The organism is Psychrobacter aquaticus CMS 56, from assembly GCF_000471625.1.
GTDB lineage: Bacteria > Pseudomonadota > Gammaproteobacteria > Pseudomonadales > Moraxellaceae > Psychrobacter > Psychrobacter aquaticus.
In genome coordinates this window covers 227,738-245,343 of the sequence record NZ_AUSW01000034.1, presented here as the reverse complement: position 1 = coordinate 245,343, position 17,606 = coordinate 227,738, and the positions used below count along the sequence as shown (strand labels likewise).

Here is a 17,606-nt window from a genome sequence, read left to right as displayed (position 1 = left end):
TTTGAAACATTAATTGGGTAAGCGCTTGATAATGAGACGTGCGCATTAGTCAAAAACTGAGCGCTATTCTAACATTTTATCCGATGTGATAAGTACATATAGATGCCTTGAAAGTCTATAGGAAGGTGCGATAGTGTATGAACTCAAAAGGCTACCATCGAATGGTTTGCTCATAATAGCAAACTTTAAAATAAAAATCTGACAAGCCTCGACGATGCAGCATGATAAAATGGAATATCGTTAGCGAGTAATTTTGTAAGATTGGATAGAAGTGTTTTATCAGAGCAGTTTGTCATTAATGGAGTGGATTTATGGGCGACGAAAATGCGTCTCAGGATAATTATCATCGTGCGCCAATTATTGGCTATCATCGCGCCGCACTTTCACAGAAATTTGGTGCGCCAAGACAACCCAATCTGGTAGCGCTGACCAGCGTCATCGAAATGAGCGCGCCTTATGATACGCCAGCAGCTTTTATAGGTTTGGATGAGTTTAGTCATATTTGGATCAGTTGGCAGTTTCATCAGAACTATATCAATAAAGAAAATTCTATCAATCAAGCAGATAATAGTTTTCGTCCGCAAGTGCGACCACCAAGACTGGGCGGCAATCAAAGAGTAGGGGTGTTCGCCAGTCGTAGTATGTATCGGCCTTCGGCGTTGGGGTTGTCGGTCGTTAAGCTTGAGCGTATTGAGATCGTACAAGGGCGCGTATTCCTCATTATTAGCGGTGCAGATATGATAGATGGTACACCCATTATCGATATCAAACCCTATGTGGCCTATAGTGATGCGATCATCGATGCAGCGAGTGGCTTTGCCCCAATGGCTCCTGTGTCTTTAGACGTGACTCTCACTGAGTCTGCTTATGAGCAATTTATGACTCTAGTCAATATATGGCAGTTGCATAGAAGTGATAATAAGAATGCTGATACAGAACCTGCTACGGTTGCTGCGCTGATTCATAAGACTCAAAGTCAATTGCTCGTTTCTGATATCGATGTTATCAAAGCATTAATCGCGCAAGACCCGCGTCCTGCCTATCGCCGTCACGACATAAAAATACCGTTTGTGATGCGCTATAAGTCGGTGGATGTGAGCTTTCAATTGATAGAATCAGGGCAGTTACAGATAATCGCCATTGTAGAAGTGAGTTAAAAATTTTATCCCAGTCTTGTTGACTCTCTCTTTTGGCGACCTAATTATGCCAACGAGACTGTATTTTAAGAGACTGTATTTTAAGAGACTGTATTTTAAGAGACTGTATTTTAAGAGACCGTGTTTTAAGAGGTAGTATTTTAATTTTCACCAATCATAAAAGAAGAACAATATGTCTGCTCATAAGTATTCGATAGTGATTGATTTGCGTTGGTGCCTAGATGAGTTATTGGCAGATAAGGTGATTGATCAGCGTGGCTACAATCTAGTGGTTACGAGTCGTCGTGATAAAGCGCAGCACCCACTACTCACCATTAGTGAGTTCGGTCTGCCGAATGGTCATGCACTTGATAATAATCCTGAGACCAAACTGACGATAGCATGGCTAAATCAATGGCTTGCTGCAAAAGCAGATATGTCGCTGGTTCGTATTGACCCATTAAAAGTCGATGTGCCAGCGGTAACACGTCTAATGTCATTTGAGTATGCGCGCTCGCAGCATATTTTGCCAATTGAAGTGAAGATCGACGAAGTGGTCATCGGTACAGACCAACCGTTTTATACAGACTGGCAAGCCAATATTGAAAAGTTAATAAAATCTAAAAGTTATCGTACGGTTTATATTAATCCTGAACAGATTAATCGCTATCGACGAGAGTTTTATCAAGTCACGCAAGCGATTGCAGGGGCAAATAGTGTCCATAAACGTGCGGCGGCTGATGTCACCAATGTCGAAGCGTTATTGCAACTAGGCGACAATACCAATCCCGATGCCAATGATCAGCACATCGTCAGAGTCGTTGATTGGCTATTGCAATACGCCTTTGAGCAGCGCGCCAGTGACATTCATCTAGAGCCACGGCGTGAGACAGGTAAGGTACGCTTTCGCATTGATGGCGTGCTCCATACGGTTTATGAGATGCCTTTGGCGATTATAGTTGCGGTGACGGCACGTATTAAAATTCTAGGACGACTCAATGTCGCCGAAAAACGCAAGCCGCAAGATGGTCGCCTAAAAACCCGTACCCCAAAAGGGCTAGAGACTGAGTTACGACTGTCTACAATGCCCACTGCTTTTGGGGAAAAGCTGGTCATGCGGGTGTTTGACCCTGAAGTGCTGGTACGCTCCTTTGCGCAGCTCGGACTGTCCGGTAAACAGCTTGAAACGTGGCATGAGTTGACGGCTCATCCAAATGGTATTATTTTGGTCACAGGGCCAACTGGCTCAGGTAAGACCACTACCTTATATAGTACACTCAAACAGCTGGCCACTGAGCAAGTGAATGTCTGTACCATTGAAGATCCCATCGAGATGATTGAGCCAGCCTTTAATCAAATGCAAGTCAATCCAGGTGTCGATTTGCATTTTGCGGATGGTATTCGCTCATTAATGCGCCAAGACCCTGATATCATTATGGTGGGTGAAATTCGTGATGCCGAAACAGCGAATATGGCAGTGCAAGCGTCGCTCACAGGACACTTGGTGCTCTCGACGTTGCATACCAATGATGCCCCAAGCTCAATCACTCGTTTGCACGATTTGGGCATCCAGCCGTTTTTGACCTCGGCCACCATACTGGGCGTAATGGCGCAGCGTTTATTACGGACATTGTGCCCGCATTGTAAAAAGGCGCTTGATGTAACGCCTGACAGTGAAATAGCCATTCAGTGGCAAGAGTTGGTGCAACCGTGGCGCGCGCCAGTGCCAGCACAGATTTATACAGCGCAGGGCTGTGAGCACTGCCGCCATACTGGTTATCAAGGGCGCGTTGGTCTCTATGAAATTATGCCTTTATCCAATGAGTTAAAAAAATTGGTTGCCGCTGATGCCAATCTAGATGTGCTCAAGCAGCAAGCGTACCGAGAAGGCGTGCAGCCTTTGCGCCTATCTGGGGCAAAGCGCATTAGTGAAGGAATCACCACCATAGAAGAAGTGATGCGAGTAGTACCGCTGCATTAAAGTAATGTGTGTATTATGAGGTTTAATGCTTCATCGGGTTTTTGTTTATCCACTTTTATTACTGAGATTTTTTATGTTTACTGATAGCCATTGCCACCTTAATCGTTTGGATTTAACCAAGTATGATGGTGAATTGTCCGGCGCGATTGCTGCTATGAAAGAAGCCAATGTCAGTCGTGCCATGGCGATTATGTGTGATTTTGCCGAATATGATGAGATTGCCAATATCGTCAGCACCTATGGTGATGAAACGCTAAACTTAGGCATGAGCGTGGGTATTCATCCTTGTGAAGACATTGATGTATTACAATCAGCGACTGTCGAGCGGCTGATAGAAACGGCCCGTGCCGATCATGTATGGGCAATAGGGGAGACTGGGCTGGATTATTATTGGTCAACTGAGAATAAAAAAGAGCAACAAGCTAGCCTTGCTCGTCATATCCACGCCAGCCAAAGCCTGAAAAAGCCACTCGTGATACATATGCGTGACGCCAAAGAAGATACGATTGATATCTTAAAAAGCGAAGGCGCTGAACATGGCATTATCCATTGCTTTACCGAAGACTGGGATACCGCAAAACGCGCGTTAGATCTTGGGTTTTATATTTCATTTTCGGGTATTGTCAGCTTTAAAAGCGCGCAAATGATTCAAGATGCTGCGCAAAAAATGCCCAGAGACAGAATATTGATTGAAACGGACAGTCCTTATTTAGCGCCTGTACCGAAACGCGGCAGACCAAATGAGCCTGCATATGTACCTTACGTCGCCAGTCACATCGCAGGTATGTATGGCTGTAGTAGCGATGAGGTTGGTGCGCTAACGGCAAAAAACTTTGAAAATTTACTGGCACAGTATCACTAAAATGGTTATGCTATGACCAATCAGTCATTTGTGAGAAGGCCTTGTGGCGTTACGTATTAAGGGGTTTGAATACCGAACGTAATCCTATGATTCTCAATGATTATTTAGCACACGCAAGCATATTCTTCGTTGTTTTCCGGCCAGACTGTTTGTAGCCTCATAGGCCAGTTGCCGACATACAGATATCAGCGAATGGTCATATGCTTCATCTTGTCAGATTTTAGGAGAGACTATGAGTCGTCAGCATCAATTTAAGGCACGAGAAGAAAATATCTTGGCGATGGCAGAGCAATTGCTACTCGAGTCGGGCGATGGTGATATCACCTTAGACAGTTTGGCAGACCAGCTTGATTTGGCTAAAGGTACACTATATAAGCATTTCTCCAGTAAAGATGAGCTTTATTTGCGTATTATTATCCGTTACGAAGAGCAATTGTTTGAGATCAATCGTATTGACGACTGTCCATCGGCAGGCGTGGCGCGTATGATTTTTCAACAGCTGTTTAATCCACAAAAAGCGATGTTACTCAATCAAATAGAAGAGCGTTTGGCGGCGTCGGTGACGGGTCTCAATCGTTTATTTGGTGAATTGTATGATATTCGCCGTCAGCGTATGAAGCGTTTGATTGATATTATCAGTGCTTATCTAAAAGATGAACATAGCAGTTTGAGCACGCGTGATTACTTGTCCTCTATTTGGGCGATGGGTCAAGGCGGTGCAGGGCTGTTAAACTCAAGTTTTTATCAGCGCTATTTGGGTCGCCGTGATACCTTGCGCTATGCTTTCGTTCAGCAAATGCTAGAGCTGCCGAGCCATTATCCTGCCGCTGAGGATGAGGTGATGGATGAGGATATGCAAGAATTAGTAGAGCAAATCGATACTGAATCAGAAGAACATCGTAATACCAATTATTAGGATGTTTTTTAGACAATTTTTATAATAGTAGGCTTTTATGAAAACCTGCGTTGCCGTCATCCAGATGGCAACCTGTTTAACGCTATTTTTTATATTTTTGAAAGCTCACGATACTACCTCACATATGACAAGCCAATGATAGGCTTATAGGTGCAACATGCCGGTCACTGCCAAGATTCAGTCCAGCTCAGCGGCCAGTTGCCATCTCAGCGCAATCAATCGACATTCGCTATACAATCAGACAGATATCAATCCGCCATTTCGTCATTGTTGCAGTGAAGTTTCCTCGTTAAAAAATATTCAGGCTTCCTCTTTTAACCTATCAAGTGTTAACTCACCAAGCATTTCTCACTCACAAACGGGTTTTACTCTCGTTGAAATTGTGGTGGTGGTGGTTATTTTGTCTATATTTGCTGGCATGATGAGCTTGTCGGTCGGCAGTAGTGAGTCTCGCAAAAACCGCGCGTTTTATGAACACTTGACCGATTCATTAAGTTACGTTCGACTATTATCAGCGGAGCGTATGCAACCTATGGGTTTGAGTCTACAAGCGGATAAACAGGGTCAAGTAGCGCCAGTGATTGTCACTTTATCTAATCCTTATATTGCTTATCAAACTGCTGATGGTTCATCAGATAGTATGAACAGTCGTCCCAAAAATGCCATGGAGTTGTCTGCAGATCTGACAGGTATGTCAGGTGTTACTAGTGAACAACCCACGCCGAGCTGGGGGATTGAGCCAGAAGTCAGCTTGCCTGAACTGCCTGCTGGTGTCAGTTTGCGGGTGCAAAGCTTGGAGTCTGGTAACACAGTAAATGCGGTACAGAGCCAAACGCTACAGCCTTGGTTCACCGACCAAACCGTGCCGCAGGTGTTATGGTTTGGGACAGGACAAGCGACGCCTGTGACTATTGAAGTGATTCATAATTCGCGTCTGGTCGGTGAGGTAATTACGATTATGCCCGACGGTAGTATGACGATAGGACAGGGGTCGTAGTTGATGGCTATTTCTTCTAAGTCGCTGACGACTTCTGCTAAGCCTGTATTTTCTCAGTCTAAGCGTGAAGGTGGCTTTACCTTGATTGAGGTGATGGTAGCTTTGGCCATTTTGGCGGTGGTTGCTGTCGCTGCTAGCCGTGCAAGTAGTGCTTATCTTAGCTCAGTCGATGTATTGCGCACTCGTACGCTTGCACACTTTGTTGCCCAAAACGCTGCGGCCGATTTGCGTATTCAGGATACGTGGCTGACGGCCAATCTCACTCAAACGATCAATGCGCAAGGGCGTGATTGGCAAGTAGTGATGACGGTCAGCGAGGCCATGACACCAGCATTAAAAGAAGTGAACATCACTGTTGCACCTATTATAGATGGACAGACGCGCAACGCAGTGACGGATATCGATGTGATATTGAGCAATCCCGAGCAAGATGTTGGCAGTTTAGATTTGGGTGGTTTGGACGCAAATATCGCAGGGCAAAGGGGAGGTCGTCTGTGAAGCCGCAGCATGGATTTACTCTGCTCGAGCTGATGGTTGCTATGGCGATATTTGCTATGCTGGCAGTTGCTGGCTGGCAGGTGTTTGATAGCGTCAACCGTGCTCGTGAACGGGCGCAATTTCATGCTGACAATTTAGCCGTATTGCAATATGCTTATCTGCAATTACAGCAAGACATGGGTCAGATCATTCCTTATCAAGCCGCCAGTGTTCAAAATAACAATGCTACAAATACCAGTGCAAACGGCGCTGATCAAGCGAACGAAATAGCGCCTGAGCCTTTTTTGAGCTTAGATGGCGAGCATGTCAGCTTTGTACGCTTTGCTGATCCTGATCCACGTTATCAAAGTAGTGCCAGTGTGCAGCATGTCGAGTATATTTTTGCTGACGAGCGCTTAATTCGCCGTCAATATAGCAGCGTGGATGGTGGGCGTGATAGCATTAGCTTAGACAGTGTATTGCTTGAAGGTGTTAGCGCTGGGCGTTGGCAAGCATATTTACCAGAATTGAGCACCACGTTCCCCAACGGAGAAAGCAATAATAGCACTACGAATCCTACTTCTGGACAAACGGTCAATCCGGAAAACGCGCAGCCTGAAGTGGTTTTGTTACCAAAAGGCATCGCTGTCAATTTCACTTATCAAGACATGCCCATCACGTGGCAGTGGGCGCTTGCCCCGCAACCAATACCACGCAATAATAGCCAAAACATTCCTAATAGCAATGGCAGTAATGATGGCAATAACAACAATGACAACACCAATGATAGTGAGACTGCTAACGATGGTGGAGAAAATGGCAATTGAGAAGGTATAAATGAGCATGTACCATTGGGTCAATAACAAAAGCTGTGCATGTCAATGATAGCCAACTCTCAACGCGGGGTGGCGCTACTCACTATCTTGCTATTGGTGGTCAGTATTACTGTGGTCGCAGGGGCGATGCTTGCCAGTCAAAAAATTGCCATCAGGCGCAGTGGTTTATTGTTTGACCAAAATCAGTTATTACAAGATATCAATGCAGGTCAGCAGTTGGCCGTTACCATGATCCGTGCTGATAATAAATTGAATGATACGGATAGCGTACAAGATATCTGGGCGCAGCCAATACCGCCTTATAACTTAGGCACACATAGTATTAGCATTGAATTACGCGATGAGGCCAGTCGTTTTAATATCAATAATTTATATCAAAAGGGGGCAGTTGATACGACCGCTTTGGCCGTATTTCAACGGCTTTTGACACAGTTGAATTTGGACTCTGAAATTGCCATTGCAGTACTTGATTATCAAGATACAGACGGTGAAGTGCATGAAGATGGTGGTAATGAGAGTGTGGTATACACTCAGCAGTCGAATGCTATCTCTGCTAATACATTGCCGAACCAGCCCTTTATAAGTATCGATCAGTTGCAAGAGATTCGAGGCGTTGATGCTGATGTACTAGCGGCACTTCGTCCTTATATTACAGCGACCCCTTACTTTGTACCTATCAATGTCAATACAGCCAGTCCAGTCCTGTTGGCTGCCTTGATAGAAGGTGGCACTGGCGAGCAGATGCAAGAGCTGGTTGCTATACGCGAAAAGCAAGCGTTAACTGCTGTCGATGACATGTGGCAATTGCCAATATTGAGCAGTCTAAATGAAGAGCAGCGTAAGGCATTGACACCATTACTGGCCGTTGACAGTCAAGCTTTTATGGCGCTTATTACAGCGACCGATAGTGCAGATAGTGACCAAACAAGACAGCGTTTTGCGACGGTTTTAATCCGTAAAACGGCTACCGAGACGGAGAGTAACGGTAATTCTAACGGTGATAACAATAATCCTAATAACAATAATTCTAATCTAGGTGATGCGAGCAATAGCGACAAAACAAAGGACGTTAAGGTGGTCGCCCAACGATTATGGGCTTTTAGACCCAGTTTTTGATAGAGTTGATTCTAAAAAAACAGATATAGTATATTCCAACGCGTAACTGATATAAATTTTGCTTGCTGTGCCTTCGCAGCTCGATGCTACAAAAAATTCATTCCAGTTACGCTGACTCGTTTTTGTACTGAACTCATTATAAGCAAACAGGCTCTAATCTTTTAAGAGAGTCTCTTCGCTAGACTTCCAGTTATAAGCACCATAAAACAGCATCTGTGCTTGGCGGGTGCAGTTATGTAGCATCAACTGCTTATTTTCTTCAATCTCATTCAAATCTATTTCATCGTCATGGTCTTCAGTATAGGTCAATTCCAACCAATCGATAATCCAAGAAAAAAACATATTGACGCCAGCCTCAGCCAATAAACGACGATCGTAGCCATTGATATGGGTAAATGCTGGCTGTAGCGCGAGATCGTCAGCTAAGCTTTGCGCGTGTTTTTTGACCAGTTCATTAATGGCCTTACGCACAGCTTCCGAGCCACCATAACGCTCACTAACCAAAAACTGCCAGTAATAAGGCTGCTCACTGACCATATACAGAAACAGCTGAATACTCTTGGCAATTTGGCGATCGAAGCTGCGTTTGCGGCCGATTTGCAAGCTATCACTTAATATTGCCAGCGTACCGCCCAGCTCTTCTACTACCAATGCTCGCCCAAGCGATTCCATATCATTGAAATGTCGATAAAACGCTGTCGGCACAACGCCAACCTCACGGGTTACCTGCCTTAAACTGATAGAGCTAAACGACTGCCCTGTCATACATAAATCGAGCACTGCATTAAAAAAAGCGTGCCGAGTCTGAAGTTTTTTTTGTTCGCGACTGCTCATAATAGTTCAAAATTGTCCGATAGACGTTTATCATACTCATTTCAGCGTACAAATACGACTGAAATACGCAACTTGGGTGAATTTATACCAATCCCAAAAATCAGAATAGCAAGGAAGACGGGTGCAAGTACTGCGTATTTGTAGGCTAAGTAAGTTTGACACAGCTAATCGTATTTTTTGGGTTTGATGTGACTACACCATCGTCCCCCAATGACCTTGTAGTTCCTGAGCCAATCGATAAGCCTCATGGTCATTCATACCGGTAATAAAGTCTAAAACATTCAGGATGTTAAGATAGGTGTCATTTGCCAGCTCACGGCGATGTTCGTCAAGATGTGGTTGCAATAGGCTTAGCAAACGCTGTTGCTCAAAGGACATAGATACAGAGGACATAGAGACTGTTTGACCGCCTGTCCAAGCCAGCGGCATGAAAGCATCTAGCAGACGATGCAAACATTGATTGGCCATCAGCTCCATTCTTACTTTACTTGGGTGATTGAATATTTGCTCACGTGCCAACTGCTTGGCTTGATTGATACCGTTTTGCACACTAGTGTCACAATGAGTAAATAAGCTGCCGTGAAGTGTCCCCGCTAGCATGGCATCATTATTTGCTACAAAAGCATCAGTGACCGTATTGACCAACCGCATCATGGCACGCGCCCGTAATGATGCGAGACTCTGCCGCACTGACATGTGTGCTGGTACATGAATGCTACTAGGACGCTCGCCAATGAGTTCATAAAATATACTGGCCACATCGGTATAAGTTAGAATATTCAAATTGATGCCATCCTCTAAATCGATCAAGGCATAGCAGATGTCGTCTGCGGCTTCTAGTAAATAAGCCAATGGATGACGGGCAAAACCGTCGTGCTGTTCTGAGCGTGGTAGATGCAGAGAGGCTGCCAACGCTTCTAACTGATCCGCTTCACTATAAAAACAGCCAAATTTTTGTACGTCATTGCCGATATGTTGGGTACTGACATCGTTGCTGTCGGTTGCAAGCCAAGGATACTTCATAAAAGCGCCCAACGTTGCGCAGGTCAAGCGCATACCACCTTTATCAGGATGGTGCTCATTGCGTGCTAACAGTCGAAACCCTTGCGCGTTGCCCTCATAAGCCAGCAAGTCTAATTGCTCGTTGATGCTCAGGTTTTGCAAAACAGCCTGAGCGTTAGGATTTCTGAACCAATCACGAATCGCATATTCTCCCGCATGACCAAATGGTGGATTGCCGATATCGTGTGCGAGGCATGCTGCTTGTACAATGACCCCAACGTCGGCTGGCGAGATGCCAGCTGGTAGACCGCTATCTATTTTGTCATGGAGTTTTTCTGCTGCCATCATTCCCAAAGAGCGGCCTATACAAGACACTTCAAGCGAGTGGGTCAAGCGAGTATGGATACCGAGCTGATTGGTTAATGGATGGACTTGCGTCTTTTGGTTGAGCTGACGAAAAGAGTGAGAAAAAACCAGTCTGTCATAATCTTTATGAAAGTGTGAGCGTGCGGTTTCACCTGCTTTGGGTTTTTTGAACGATCCGAGGCGTTGTGCGTTTAGCAAGTGCGACCACTGGGTAGTGGCAGAGGATGAGAGAGGTAAATGGTTAGGCATTATTATTATGATCCCAATGATGAACTGACGGTATTTGTTATATTGCTCTTAGCATAGCAAAATAGTCATGTCGGTTCATCTGTTATGGCTGCCTGTTTTGTGACAGGCAACCATAACTTTTTTTGGATAATTTTTAGAGAGTAGTGCTTCAGATAATTATTTATGAGGATACACCCTAGACAGTATTAACCGTCTGTTTTTTGGCAATCAAATAGTATGGCTTCATCGCTCTCAGCGACACTACCATCTAATGTTTTATTACTCAGTACTGCCTTGTTGGTGTCGGCACTGACTTGCCATTTCATACCTGCATCATTATTGATACCAATATCCGTCTCATATACAGTAAATCCATTACTGCCTGCCGTTGGCGGCAGAGCAGTCAGATCATATTCTACGCCGTCAATCAATAGATGGGCGCTGCTAGCAGATGGATCGCCATTTGCAGTGTCATAATGAGCTTCGATCATCTGTTCAGGTTGACACGTGTAAACGGTCATATCTGCTGCGTGATTATGGCCTTCATGCCCGTGTTCATCATGGTCTGCATGCGCATCTTGTGTGTGCTCATCATGTGCCATCTCAGCGGTTGAGTCAGTTGCAGCAGCTTCATTATTACTCTGTTGCGGCGTATCGGCTTGTTGTTGGCAACCTGCGCCAGCCAATAGAAAAGCAACGCAAAGTAGAGCAGTTTTAGAGTGAGTACGAGTAAGCGTTATCATGAAAAATGCCTTTGTAAATATAAAGTGATAGTAGTGTGAGAATAAAAGCGTAAATAGTTACGTTATAATATAACATATTAGTCTTAAAAAAACCAACATAGATTGCTCTATATTGGTTTTTTACATCAAACTGCCAGTGGTATTACACGTTAAATCTAAAGTGCATCACATCGCCATCTTGGACGATATAGGTTTTGCCTTCTAGACGTGACTTGCCAGCGGCTGCTGCACCTTTTTCACCGTTGTGCTCAATAAAGTCGTCATAAGCAATCACTTCAGCACGAATGAAACCGCGCTCAAAATCAGTGTGAATCACACCCGCTGCTTGGGGAGCAGTAGCGCCAATAGCGACTGTCCATGCGCGCACTTCTTTTACCCCAGCAGTAAAGTAAGTCTGCATATCAAGTAAATCATAACCCCCACGAATGACCTGATCAAGACCGGCTTCTTCCATGTTCATTTCAGCCAAAAAGTCTTTTTTATCATCTTCATCAAGTTGCGCGATTTCAGATTCAATTTGGTTGCATAGCGCGATGACGATAGACTCATCGCCAGTGGCATAGTTACGTACCGCATCTAGATAGGGATTGTTTTCAAAACCATCTTCAGAGACGTTGGCAATGTACATGGTTGGTTTTAGGGTAATCAAACCATAGCTTCGGATGAGTTTTTTCTCATCGGCATCTAGGTTGGCGGCGCGAGCTGCTTTGCCTTCTGCTAACAAGGGTTCAACTTTTTTAAACACGTCAAGCAATGCTTGCGCGTCTTTATCACCACCTTTAGCCTTTTTAGTTTGGTTGTGGATTGCACGTTCAACGGCTTCTAAATCAGCCAATGCCAACTCAGTGTTGATGGTTTCGATATCATCAATAGGGCTTACGCGGCCATCGACGTGTACGACGTTGTCATCATCAAAGCAGCGAACCACATGAGCAATCGCATCGGTTTCTCGGATATTGGCTAGGAACTGATTGCCCATGCCTTCGCCTTTTGATGCGCCTGCTACCAGACCTGCAATGTCTACAAATTCCATGGTTGTGGGCAATACGCGCTCAGGATTGACGATATCAGCCAATTTTTTCAGGCGTGGGTCAGGTACAGGTACGATACCAGTGTTGGGGTCTTTGGTACAAAACGGAAAGTTTTCAGCGGCGATACCCGCTTTGGTCAAGGCGTTGAATAGGGTGGATTTGCCCACGTTTGGTAGGCCGACGATGCCGCAATTAAAACCCATAACAGTCTCTCAATGTATTAATAAAATCAGTTGATATAAAACTTAGTCAGATTGTAAATCAAAATTGGTGATATTGTAGCAAATTTCACTCAATATAGGTGAGGTTGTTATATGGTGTCATTGGGCTGCCACTGCGCCTAAATACATCAATTTTTTTGGAAAATGCAATCTTTATTTGCTTCTTATTCCTATCAAAAATATTTTCTTTAAAACCCTATAACCAAAAGTATTTAATAGCAAAAATATTTATAAGATTAGGGTTTAATATTCAGCTTAATGCGTTACTATTACCACCTTATTCTGTTAGACCTTTACATCTTATACTCTGTATTAACACCCTAAGAAAAGGATAGGTTATGCGCTATGAAGTTATCGTTATTGGTGCAGGTATGGTTGGCACGTCAATCGCGTGGCATCTACAAAAAAACAACTCAAATGTATTACTTTTAGATAAGAAATTGCCAGGGTCAGAGACCTCATATGGCAATGCAGGATTGATTCAGCGCGAAGCCATTCATACGCATCCTTTTCCGCGTCAATTGACTGAAATGATACGAGTATTGCCAAATCAAGGGACTGATATTCGCTATCGTATTCCAGCAATTTTGCGTTACCATCAGGCGCTATTACAGTATTGGAAATACTCTACGCCCGCTTCAGTCAAAAAAATCGAATCTGAGTGGCAGACGTTGATTGAGCATTGTACCAGTGAGCACCAAACCATGATTAGTGCCTCTGGTGCTGATGAATTGATTACCCGCGATGGTTGGTTACAGCTGCATCGCTCGGAAGAAACGTTTAAAGAAGCGCAAGTGTCAGCCATTGATGCTCGCAACCAAGGTGTGGAGCACAATGTACTGAACCTTGAACAGCTAAAAGCAATGGAGCCACGCGCCAATTTTGAAGGTTTCGTTGGTGCTATCCATTGGCTGAACTCATGGCAAGTGTCAAACCCAAGCTCGCTAGTCAAAGCCTATGCAAAAAACTTCCAAGACATGCAGGGTACGATCAAAGAAAACGATGTCAAAGAAATAGTACAAGATGCAGAGGGCTGGAAAGTCATCACTGATAAGGATACTTATTATAGTGATAAATTGGTCATCGCCGCAGGTCCATGGTCTAATGATTTGATCAAACCACTTGGTTATAATCTGCCGTTATTCCCAATGCGCGGTTATCATCAGCATTTCAAAGTGACGGAAAAAAATACGATCCATCATAGTATGTTTGATATGGACAAAGGCTTTGTCATGGGGCCGATGCAGCAGGGTATCCGTATCACCACAGGTGCTGAGATGACCACAATGAATGCGCCAAAGAATTTTGGTCAATTACAAACCGTATTGAAGCTCGCTAAAAAAATCTTGCCATTAGAAGATGCGGTTGAGAGTGAAGCATGGGCAGGATCACGTCCTTGTATGCCGGATATGAAGCCAGTAATCGGTCCTGCTGATAAGCATGACAAATTATGGTTTGCATTTGGTCACAGCCATCAGGGCTTCACACTTGGGCCAATGACAGGGCGTCTTGTTGAAGAGATGATTCATGATAAGCCTGTACTGGTCGATTTAGCACCGTTTAGCGCCCAGCGTTTTTCTAACTAATAACGTGTTTAACTGAATCAGCACCGAGTTAAATTAATAATTTGAAGGTATATGACATGATAAAAAAGCTACATAGTACTCAACGTATGAGCAGAATTGTCGTCCACAACCAGACCGTTTACTTATGTGGTCAGGTAGGTAATGCAGAAGACGATATTAAAGCGCAAACGTTGACTTGTTTGGAAAAGATCCAAACGTTATTAGAAGAAGTGGGTAGCGATAAATCAAAGCTATTATCAGTAACGGTTTGGATAAAAGACATGGCAGACTTTGCTGCTATGAACGAGGTTTATGACAAATGGTTTGAGGGCATACAGCCACCAGCTCGTGCTTGCGGCGAATCAGCGCTCGCACGCCCTGAGCTATTGGTTGAGATGATCGCCATCGCTGCTGAGTAATAAATAGCCCGTAGTACTTGTATTAAATAAAAAAGGACATGATAGCGATATCATGTCTTTTTCTATGAGAGAAAACATTATTTATATAGTCGGTGAAAAGTAATATCGATACAACACGTACTGCTGGTGCAAATTTTTCTTGCTTGCTGTGCCTTCGCAGCTCGATGCTGCAAAAGATTTACACCAGCAATACTGTAGCGACTTTAAAGCTTTTCAACTATATAGTCAGGTCAATATAAACGAGAGTCAGCGAAACGGGATGATTTTTTTGAATTTGGTATTATCTCATGCTTTGACCCAGTCGTATCGCTGCAGCGATATTCACAGCGGTTGTCTCGATATTGTCATAAGCGGCGCTCAGCACATTATCAATAGAATCTATCTTTTGAATGCTAGGCATGACGACATCGAATTGGCTGGTTTGAGCAGGTTTTAAACCATCTACACTGCCGCAAATAGCGATGACTGGCGTATGACTGTCTTTGGCAAACTGACTGATGCCACCGGCTACTTTGCCCATGGCTGTTTGTGCATCAAGTTTACCTTCGCCAGTGATGACCAAGTCCGCCTCGGCAATATGCTGTGACAGTTGAGCCACCTCAGCCACAGTGTCAAAACCTGATTTCAGTTGAGCACGGCAAAAAGTCATCAATGCATAGCCAAGACCGCCAGCAGCCCCAGCACCTGCGACGTCTTGACACGCGTCATAACCGTGGTGACCAGATATAGTTGCAAAGTGACTCAGCGCTTTATCCAAGGTATTAACTTGCTCTGGACAAGCGCCTTTTTGTGGCCCAAATACCGCGCTTGCCCCCAACCGACCACATAACGGGTTGGTCACATCACACGCCACTTCAAATACTGTGTCCAGTACGCTTGCGTGAAAGTTAGTGTTATCGAGTCGTTGCAAGCGAGCGAGTGCGCCCCCACCTTGAGCTAAAATGTCGTCATTCATATCATGAAACGTCATGCCGAGCGCGGTTAACATCCCAACACCTGCATCATTGGTCGCACTACCGCCCAGACCGATAACGATGCGTTTGACACCTTCTCCTAAAGCGTCCGCGATAAGCTCACCAACACCATAACTGCTAGCAATGACAGGATTACGCTCTGCGACTGTCAATAGATGCAATCCGCAAGCCTGAGCGATTTCGATAACCGCAGTTGCATCGGGTAATAACAAATATTTTGCGGTAATTGGTCTCATAAGTGGGTCGTGCACGCGCACCTCTTTCCAGCATCCCCCCAATACATAAGACAACACCGCAGACGTACCTTCACCGCCATCAGCCATCGGCAACAACGTATAATCAGCATCTGGAAACACTTGGCTAAACCCAGATTGAATGGCACGGCAAACATCCAATGCTTCTAAGCTTTCTTTGAACGAATCGGGGGCGATTAAAATTTTCATGAAATTCTCTTTGCCTATTTCAATTAATGCGTTAAATAAATACCAAGGTTAATAACCAGATAAACACGATGCTGGTCACGCCTTGAATACCAGTAGCCACTGAATGGGCTTTATAAGCCTGCGCCACACTCATACGACTAAACTGACTGACAATCCAAAAGAAACTGTCATTCGCGTGCGAGACGGTCATTGCACCTGCACCGATGGCCATCACACAAAATACTCGGCCAAGCTCACTATCGAGACCAATTTGGCTCATTAACGGAGCAACCATCGCAGAGGTAGTGACCAAAGCGACTGTGGTTGAGCCTTGCGCAGTTTTTAAAGCAGCAGAGACGACAAATGGCATAAAAATGCCCAGTCCTAATGCTGATAGAGTCGTGCCCAAATAATCACCAATCGGCGTGACCTTTAGCATGGCACCAAATGCACCACCAGCACCAGTGATCAGAAGGATGGGCGCAGCCACTACCAAACCTTGTGCGATGCTGTCGCTAATTTGCTGTGTTTTTTGCTCAGTATTGATAAGTAAAAATGAGAGAAACAAACCAATAAGCAGCGCGGTGAGTGGATTGCCGATGAATATCAGAATATCAGTCACCATACCACTGCCAAACGGCGTACTTGGGAGGTTGGCAATAGAGGACAAGCAAATCAATACGATTGGCACGATAATAGGCAAAAAGGCCATCGTTGCTGAAGGCATATGGCTATAGTCGTCGCGGGTTTTCATATTCTCAGGTAATGTCGCGGCTGGCGCGTCCAGTGCATCTATATTATCAGGAGCGACATTCAAAAAGCGATTAGACCACCACCAGCCTGCCAGTACGGCCACAGCCGTTACCACCACACCAACCATGATGACCAAGCCTAAATTTGACTCAAGCCCCAAGTTTCCTGCTGCTGCAATCGGACCAGGTGTTGGTGGCACAAAGGTATGGGTTGCATATAAACCCGTTGCTAAGGCAATACTCATTGCCACGCTAGATACCTGCAACCGCTCAGCCAAAGACTCTTTTAAGGAGTTTAAAATGATGTAGCCTGAATCGCAAAACACTGGCACTGACACCACAGCACCAACGATGGACATGGTCAAGGTAGGGAAGCGTGGCCCCAAAACCTTGATAACCGTTTCTGCCATTACAATAGCGGCACCTGTTTTTTCAAGGATTAGTCCGATAATAGTACCAAAGACAATCACCAAACCAATATAGCCTAAGATACCACCAAAGCCATCAGAGATTGTCTTTGCCACCGTGTTAAGTGGCACTTGATAAAAAAGCGCGACCAAAAAAGCGGACAATATCAACACTAAAAAAGGATGCCACTTCAACTTTGCTGTGGCGAAAATAATAAAAAGAATGGTCAGCACCAGCCAAAATACGATCATTACTGTCTCTATATAGTAGATATTTAGTGAATCATTCATGCCGCTGTCACTTAATTCGACATCAATAAT

16 protein-coding genes are annotated in these 17,606 nt (G+C 44.6%); 10 read left to right on the top strand and 6 right to left on the bottom strand.

Annotated elements, in window-relative coordinates:
- The first annotated feature begins 311 nt into the window (after positions 1–311).
- From tsaA to gspK, 8 genes are all read left to right on the top strand, one after another.
- A complete protein-coding gene (gene tsaA, locus M917_RS10595; RefSeq protein WP_021814840.1) occupies positions 312–1,157 on the top strand; it encodes a tRNA (N6-threonylcarbamoyladenosine(37)-N6)-methyltransferase TrmO in 846 nt (281 codons plus the stop codon).
- Positions 1,158–1,329: 172 nt separating this feature from the next.
- Positions 1,330–3,117, top strand: coding sequence for a GspE/PulE family protein (locus tag M917_RS10590; protein ID WP_021814839.1), 1,788 nt, complete (start codon positions 1,330–1,332; stop codon positions 3,115–3,117).
- 73 nt (positions 3,118–3,190) lie between these two features.
- Positions 3,191–3,979 (top strand): TatD family hydrolase, encoded by a 789-nt coding sequence (locus M917_RS10585; protein ID WP_040642614.1) that lies wholly within the window; start codon positions 3,191–3,193, stop codon positions 3,977–3,979.
- A gap of 232 nt (positions 3,980–4,211) precedes the next feature.
- Positions 4,212–4,895 (top strand): TetR/AcrR family transcriptional regulator, encoded by a 684-nt coding sequence (locus M917_RS10580; protein ID WP_021814837.1) that lies wholly within the window; start codon positions 4,212–4,214, stop codon positions 4,893–4,895.
- A gap of 157 nt (positions 4,896–5,052) precedes the next feature.
- Positions 5,053–5,892 (top strand): prepilin-type N-terminal cleavage/methylation domain-containing protein, encoded by an 840-nt coding sequence (locus tag M917_RS10575; RefSeq protein WP_021814836.1) that lies wholly within the window; start codon positions 5,053–5,055, stop codon positions 5,890–5,892.
- A gap of 3 nt (positions 5,893–5,895) precedes the next feature.
- Positions 5,896–6,390 (top strand): type II secretion system minor pseudopilin GspI, encoded by a 495-nt coding sequence (gene gspI / locus M917_RS10570; protein WP_021814835.1) that lies wholly within the window; start codon positions 5,896–5,898, stop codon positions 6,388–6,390.
- The gene (gspJ, locus tag M917_RS10565; protein ID WP_021814834.1) at positions 6,387–7,196 is read left to right on the top strand and encodes a type II secretion system minor pseudopilin GspJ; all 810 of its coding nucleotides are present in this window, start codon (positions 6,387–6,389) and stop codon (positions 7,194–7,196) included. The genes gspI and gspJ overlap by 4 nt, the downstream gene beginning before the upstream one ends.
- Before the next feature lie 54 nt (positions 7,197–7,250).
- On the top strand, positions 7,251–8,321 hold the full coding sequence (gene gspK / locus M917_RS10560; protein WP_021814833.1) for a type II secretion system minor pseudopilin GspK: 1,071 nt from the start codon (positions 7,251–7,253) through the stop codon (positions 8,319–8,321).
- A gap of 153 nt (positions 8,322–8,474) precedes the next feature.
- On the opposite strand, the gene M917_RS10555 is transcribed toward gspK, so the two are convergent.
- The 4 genes from M917_RS10555 to ychF form a co-directional block, all read right to left on the bottom strand.
- Positions 8,475–9,155, bottom strand: coding sequence for a TetR family transcriptional regulator (locus M917_RS10555; protein ID WP_021814832.1), 681 nt, complete (start codon positions 9,153–9,155; stop codon positions 8,475–8,477).
- Between the two features lie 192 nt (positions 9,156–9,347).
- Positions 9,348–10,772, bottom strand: a complete 1,425-nt coding sequence (locus M917_RS10550; RefSeq protein WP_021814831.1) for a deoxyguanosinetriphosphate triphosphohydrolase — start codon at positions 10,770–10,772, stop codon at positions 9,348–9,350.
- A gap of 185 nt (positions 10,773–10,957) precedes the next feature.
- Positions 10,958–11,494 (bottom strand): hypothetical protein, encoded by a 537-nt coding sequence (locus M917_RS10545; RefSeq protein ID WP_021814830.1) that lies wholly within the window; start codon positions 11,492–11,494, stop codon positions 10,958–10,960.
- Positions 11,495–11,636: 142 nt separating this feature from the next.
- Positions 11,637–12,728 (bottom strand): redox-regulated ATPase YchF, encoded by a 1,092-nt coding sequence (gene ychF, locus M917_RS10540; RefSeq protein WP_021814829.1) that lies wholly within the window; start codon positions 12,726–12,728, stop codon positions 11,637–11,639.
- A gap of 356 nt (positions 12,729–13,084) precedes the next feature.
- Between ychF and M917_RS10535 the strand changes: the two genes are divergently transcribed.
- Together M917_RS10535 and M917_RS10530 are read left to right on the top strand one after the other, a co-directional pair.
- On the top strand, positions 13,085–14,332 hold the full coding sequence (locus M917_RS10535; RefSeq protein ID WP_021814828.1) for an NAD(P)/FAD-dependent oxidoreductase: 1,248 nt from the start codon (positions 13,085–13,087) through the stop codon (positions 14,330–14,332).
- A 59-nt stretch (positions 14,333–14,391) separates the two neighbouring features.
- Positions 14,392–14,730, top strand: coding sequence for a RidA family protein (locus M917_RS10530; protein WP_040642715.1), 339 nt, complete (start codon positions 14,392–14,394; stop codon positions 14,728–14,730).
- Positions 14,731–15,010: 280 nt separating this feature from the next.
- On the opposite strand, the gene M917_RS10525 is transcribed toward M917_RS10530, so the two are convergent.
- Positions 15,011–16,147: a glycerate kinase gene (locus M917_RS10525; RefSeq protein WP_021814826.1), complete on the bottom strand. Its 1,137-nt coding sequence runs from the start codon at positions 16,145–16,147 to the stop codon at positions 15,011–15,013.
- Between the two features lie 31 nt (positions 16,148–16,178).
- Complete coding sequence (locus tag M917_RS10520; protein ID WP_021814825.1) at positions 16,179–17,576, bottom strand: GntP family permease; 1,398 nt, start codon at positions 17,574–17,576, stop codon at positions 16,179–16,181.
- Positions 17,577–17,606: the final 30 nt, after the last annotated feature.

Coding starts and splice junctions, on each gene's coding strand:
- tsaA (WP_021814840.1), top strand. CDS start 312: ATGGGCGACGAAAATGCGTCTCAGGATAATTATCATCGTGCGCCAATT.
- M917_RS10590 (WP_021814839.1), top strand. CDS start 1,330: ATGTCTGCTCATAAGTATTCGATAGTGATTGATTTGCGTTGGTGCCTA.
- M917_RS10585 (WP_040642614.1), top strand. CDS start 3,191: ATGTTTACTGATAGCCATTGCCACCTTAATCGTTTGGATTTAACCAAG.
- M917_RS10580 (WP_021814837.1), top strand. CDS start 4,212: ATGAGTCGTCAGCATCAATTTAAGGCACGAGAAGAAAATATCTTGGCG.
- M917_RS10575 (WP_021814836.1), top strand. CDS start 5,053: ATGCCGGTCACTGCCAAGATTCAGTCCAGCTCAGCGGCCAGTTGCCAT.
- gspI (WP_021814835.1), top strand. CDS start 5,896: ATGGCTATTTCTTCTAAGTCGCTGACGACTTCTGCTAAGCCTGTATTT.
- gspK (WP_021814833.1), top strand. CDS start 7,251: ATGATAGCCAACTCTCAACGCGGGGTGGCGCTACTCACTATCTTGCTA.
- M917_RS10555 (WP_021814832.1), bottom strand. CDS start 9,155: ATGAGCAGTCGCGAACAAAAAAAACTTCAGACTCGGCACGCTTTTTTT.
- M917_RS10550 (WP_021814831.1), bottom strand. CDS start 10,772: ATGCCTAACCATTTACCTCTCTCATCCTCTGCCACTACCCAGTGGTCG.
- M917_RS10545 (WP_021814830.1), bottom strand. CDS start 11,494: ATGATAACGCTTACTCGTACTCACTCTAAAACTGCTCTACTTTGCGTT.
- ychF (WP_021814829.1), bottom strand. CDS start 12,728: ATGGGTTTTAATTGCGGCATCGTCGGCCTACCAAACGTGGGCAAATCC.
- M917_RS10535 (WP_021814828.1), top strand. CDS start 13,085: ATGCGCTATGAAGTTATCGTTATTGGTGCAGGTATGGTTGGCACGTCA.
- M917_RS10525 (WP_021814826.1), bottom strand. CDS start 16,147: ATGAAAATTTTAATCGCCCCCGATTCGTTCAAAGAAAGCTTAGAAGCA.
- M917_RS10520 (WP_021814825.1), bottom strand. CDS start 17,576: ATGAATGATTCACTAAATATCTACTATATAGAGACAGTAATGATCGTA.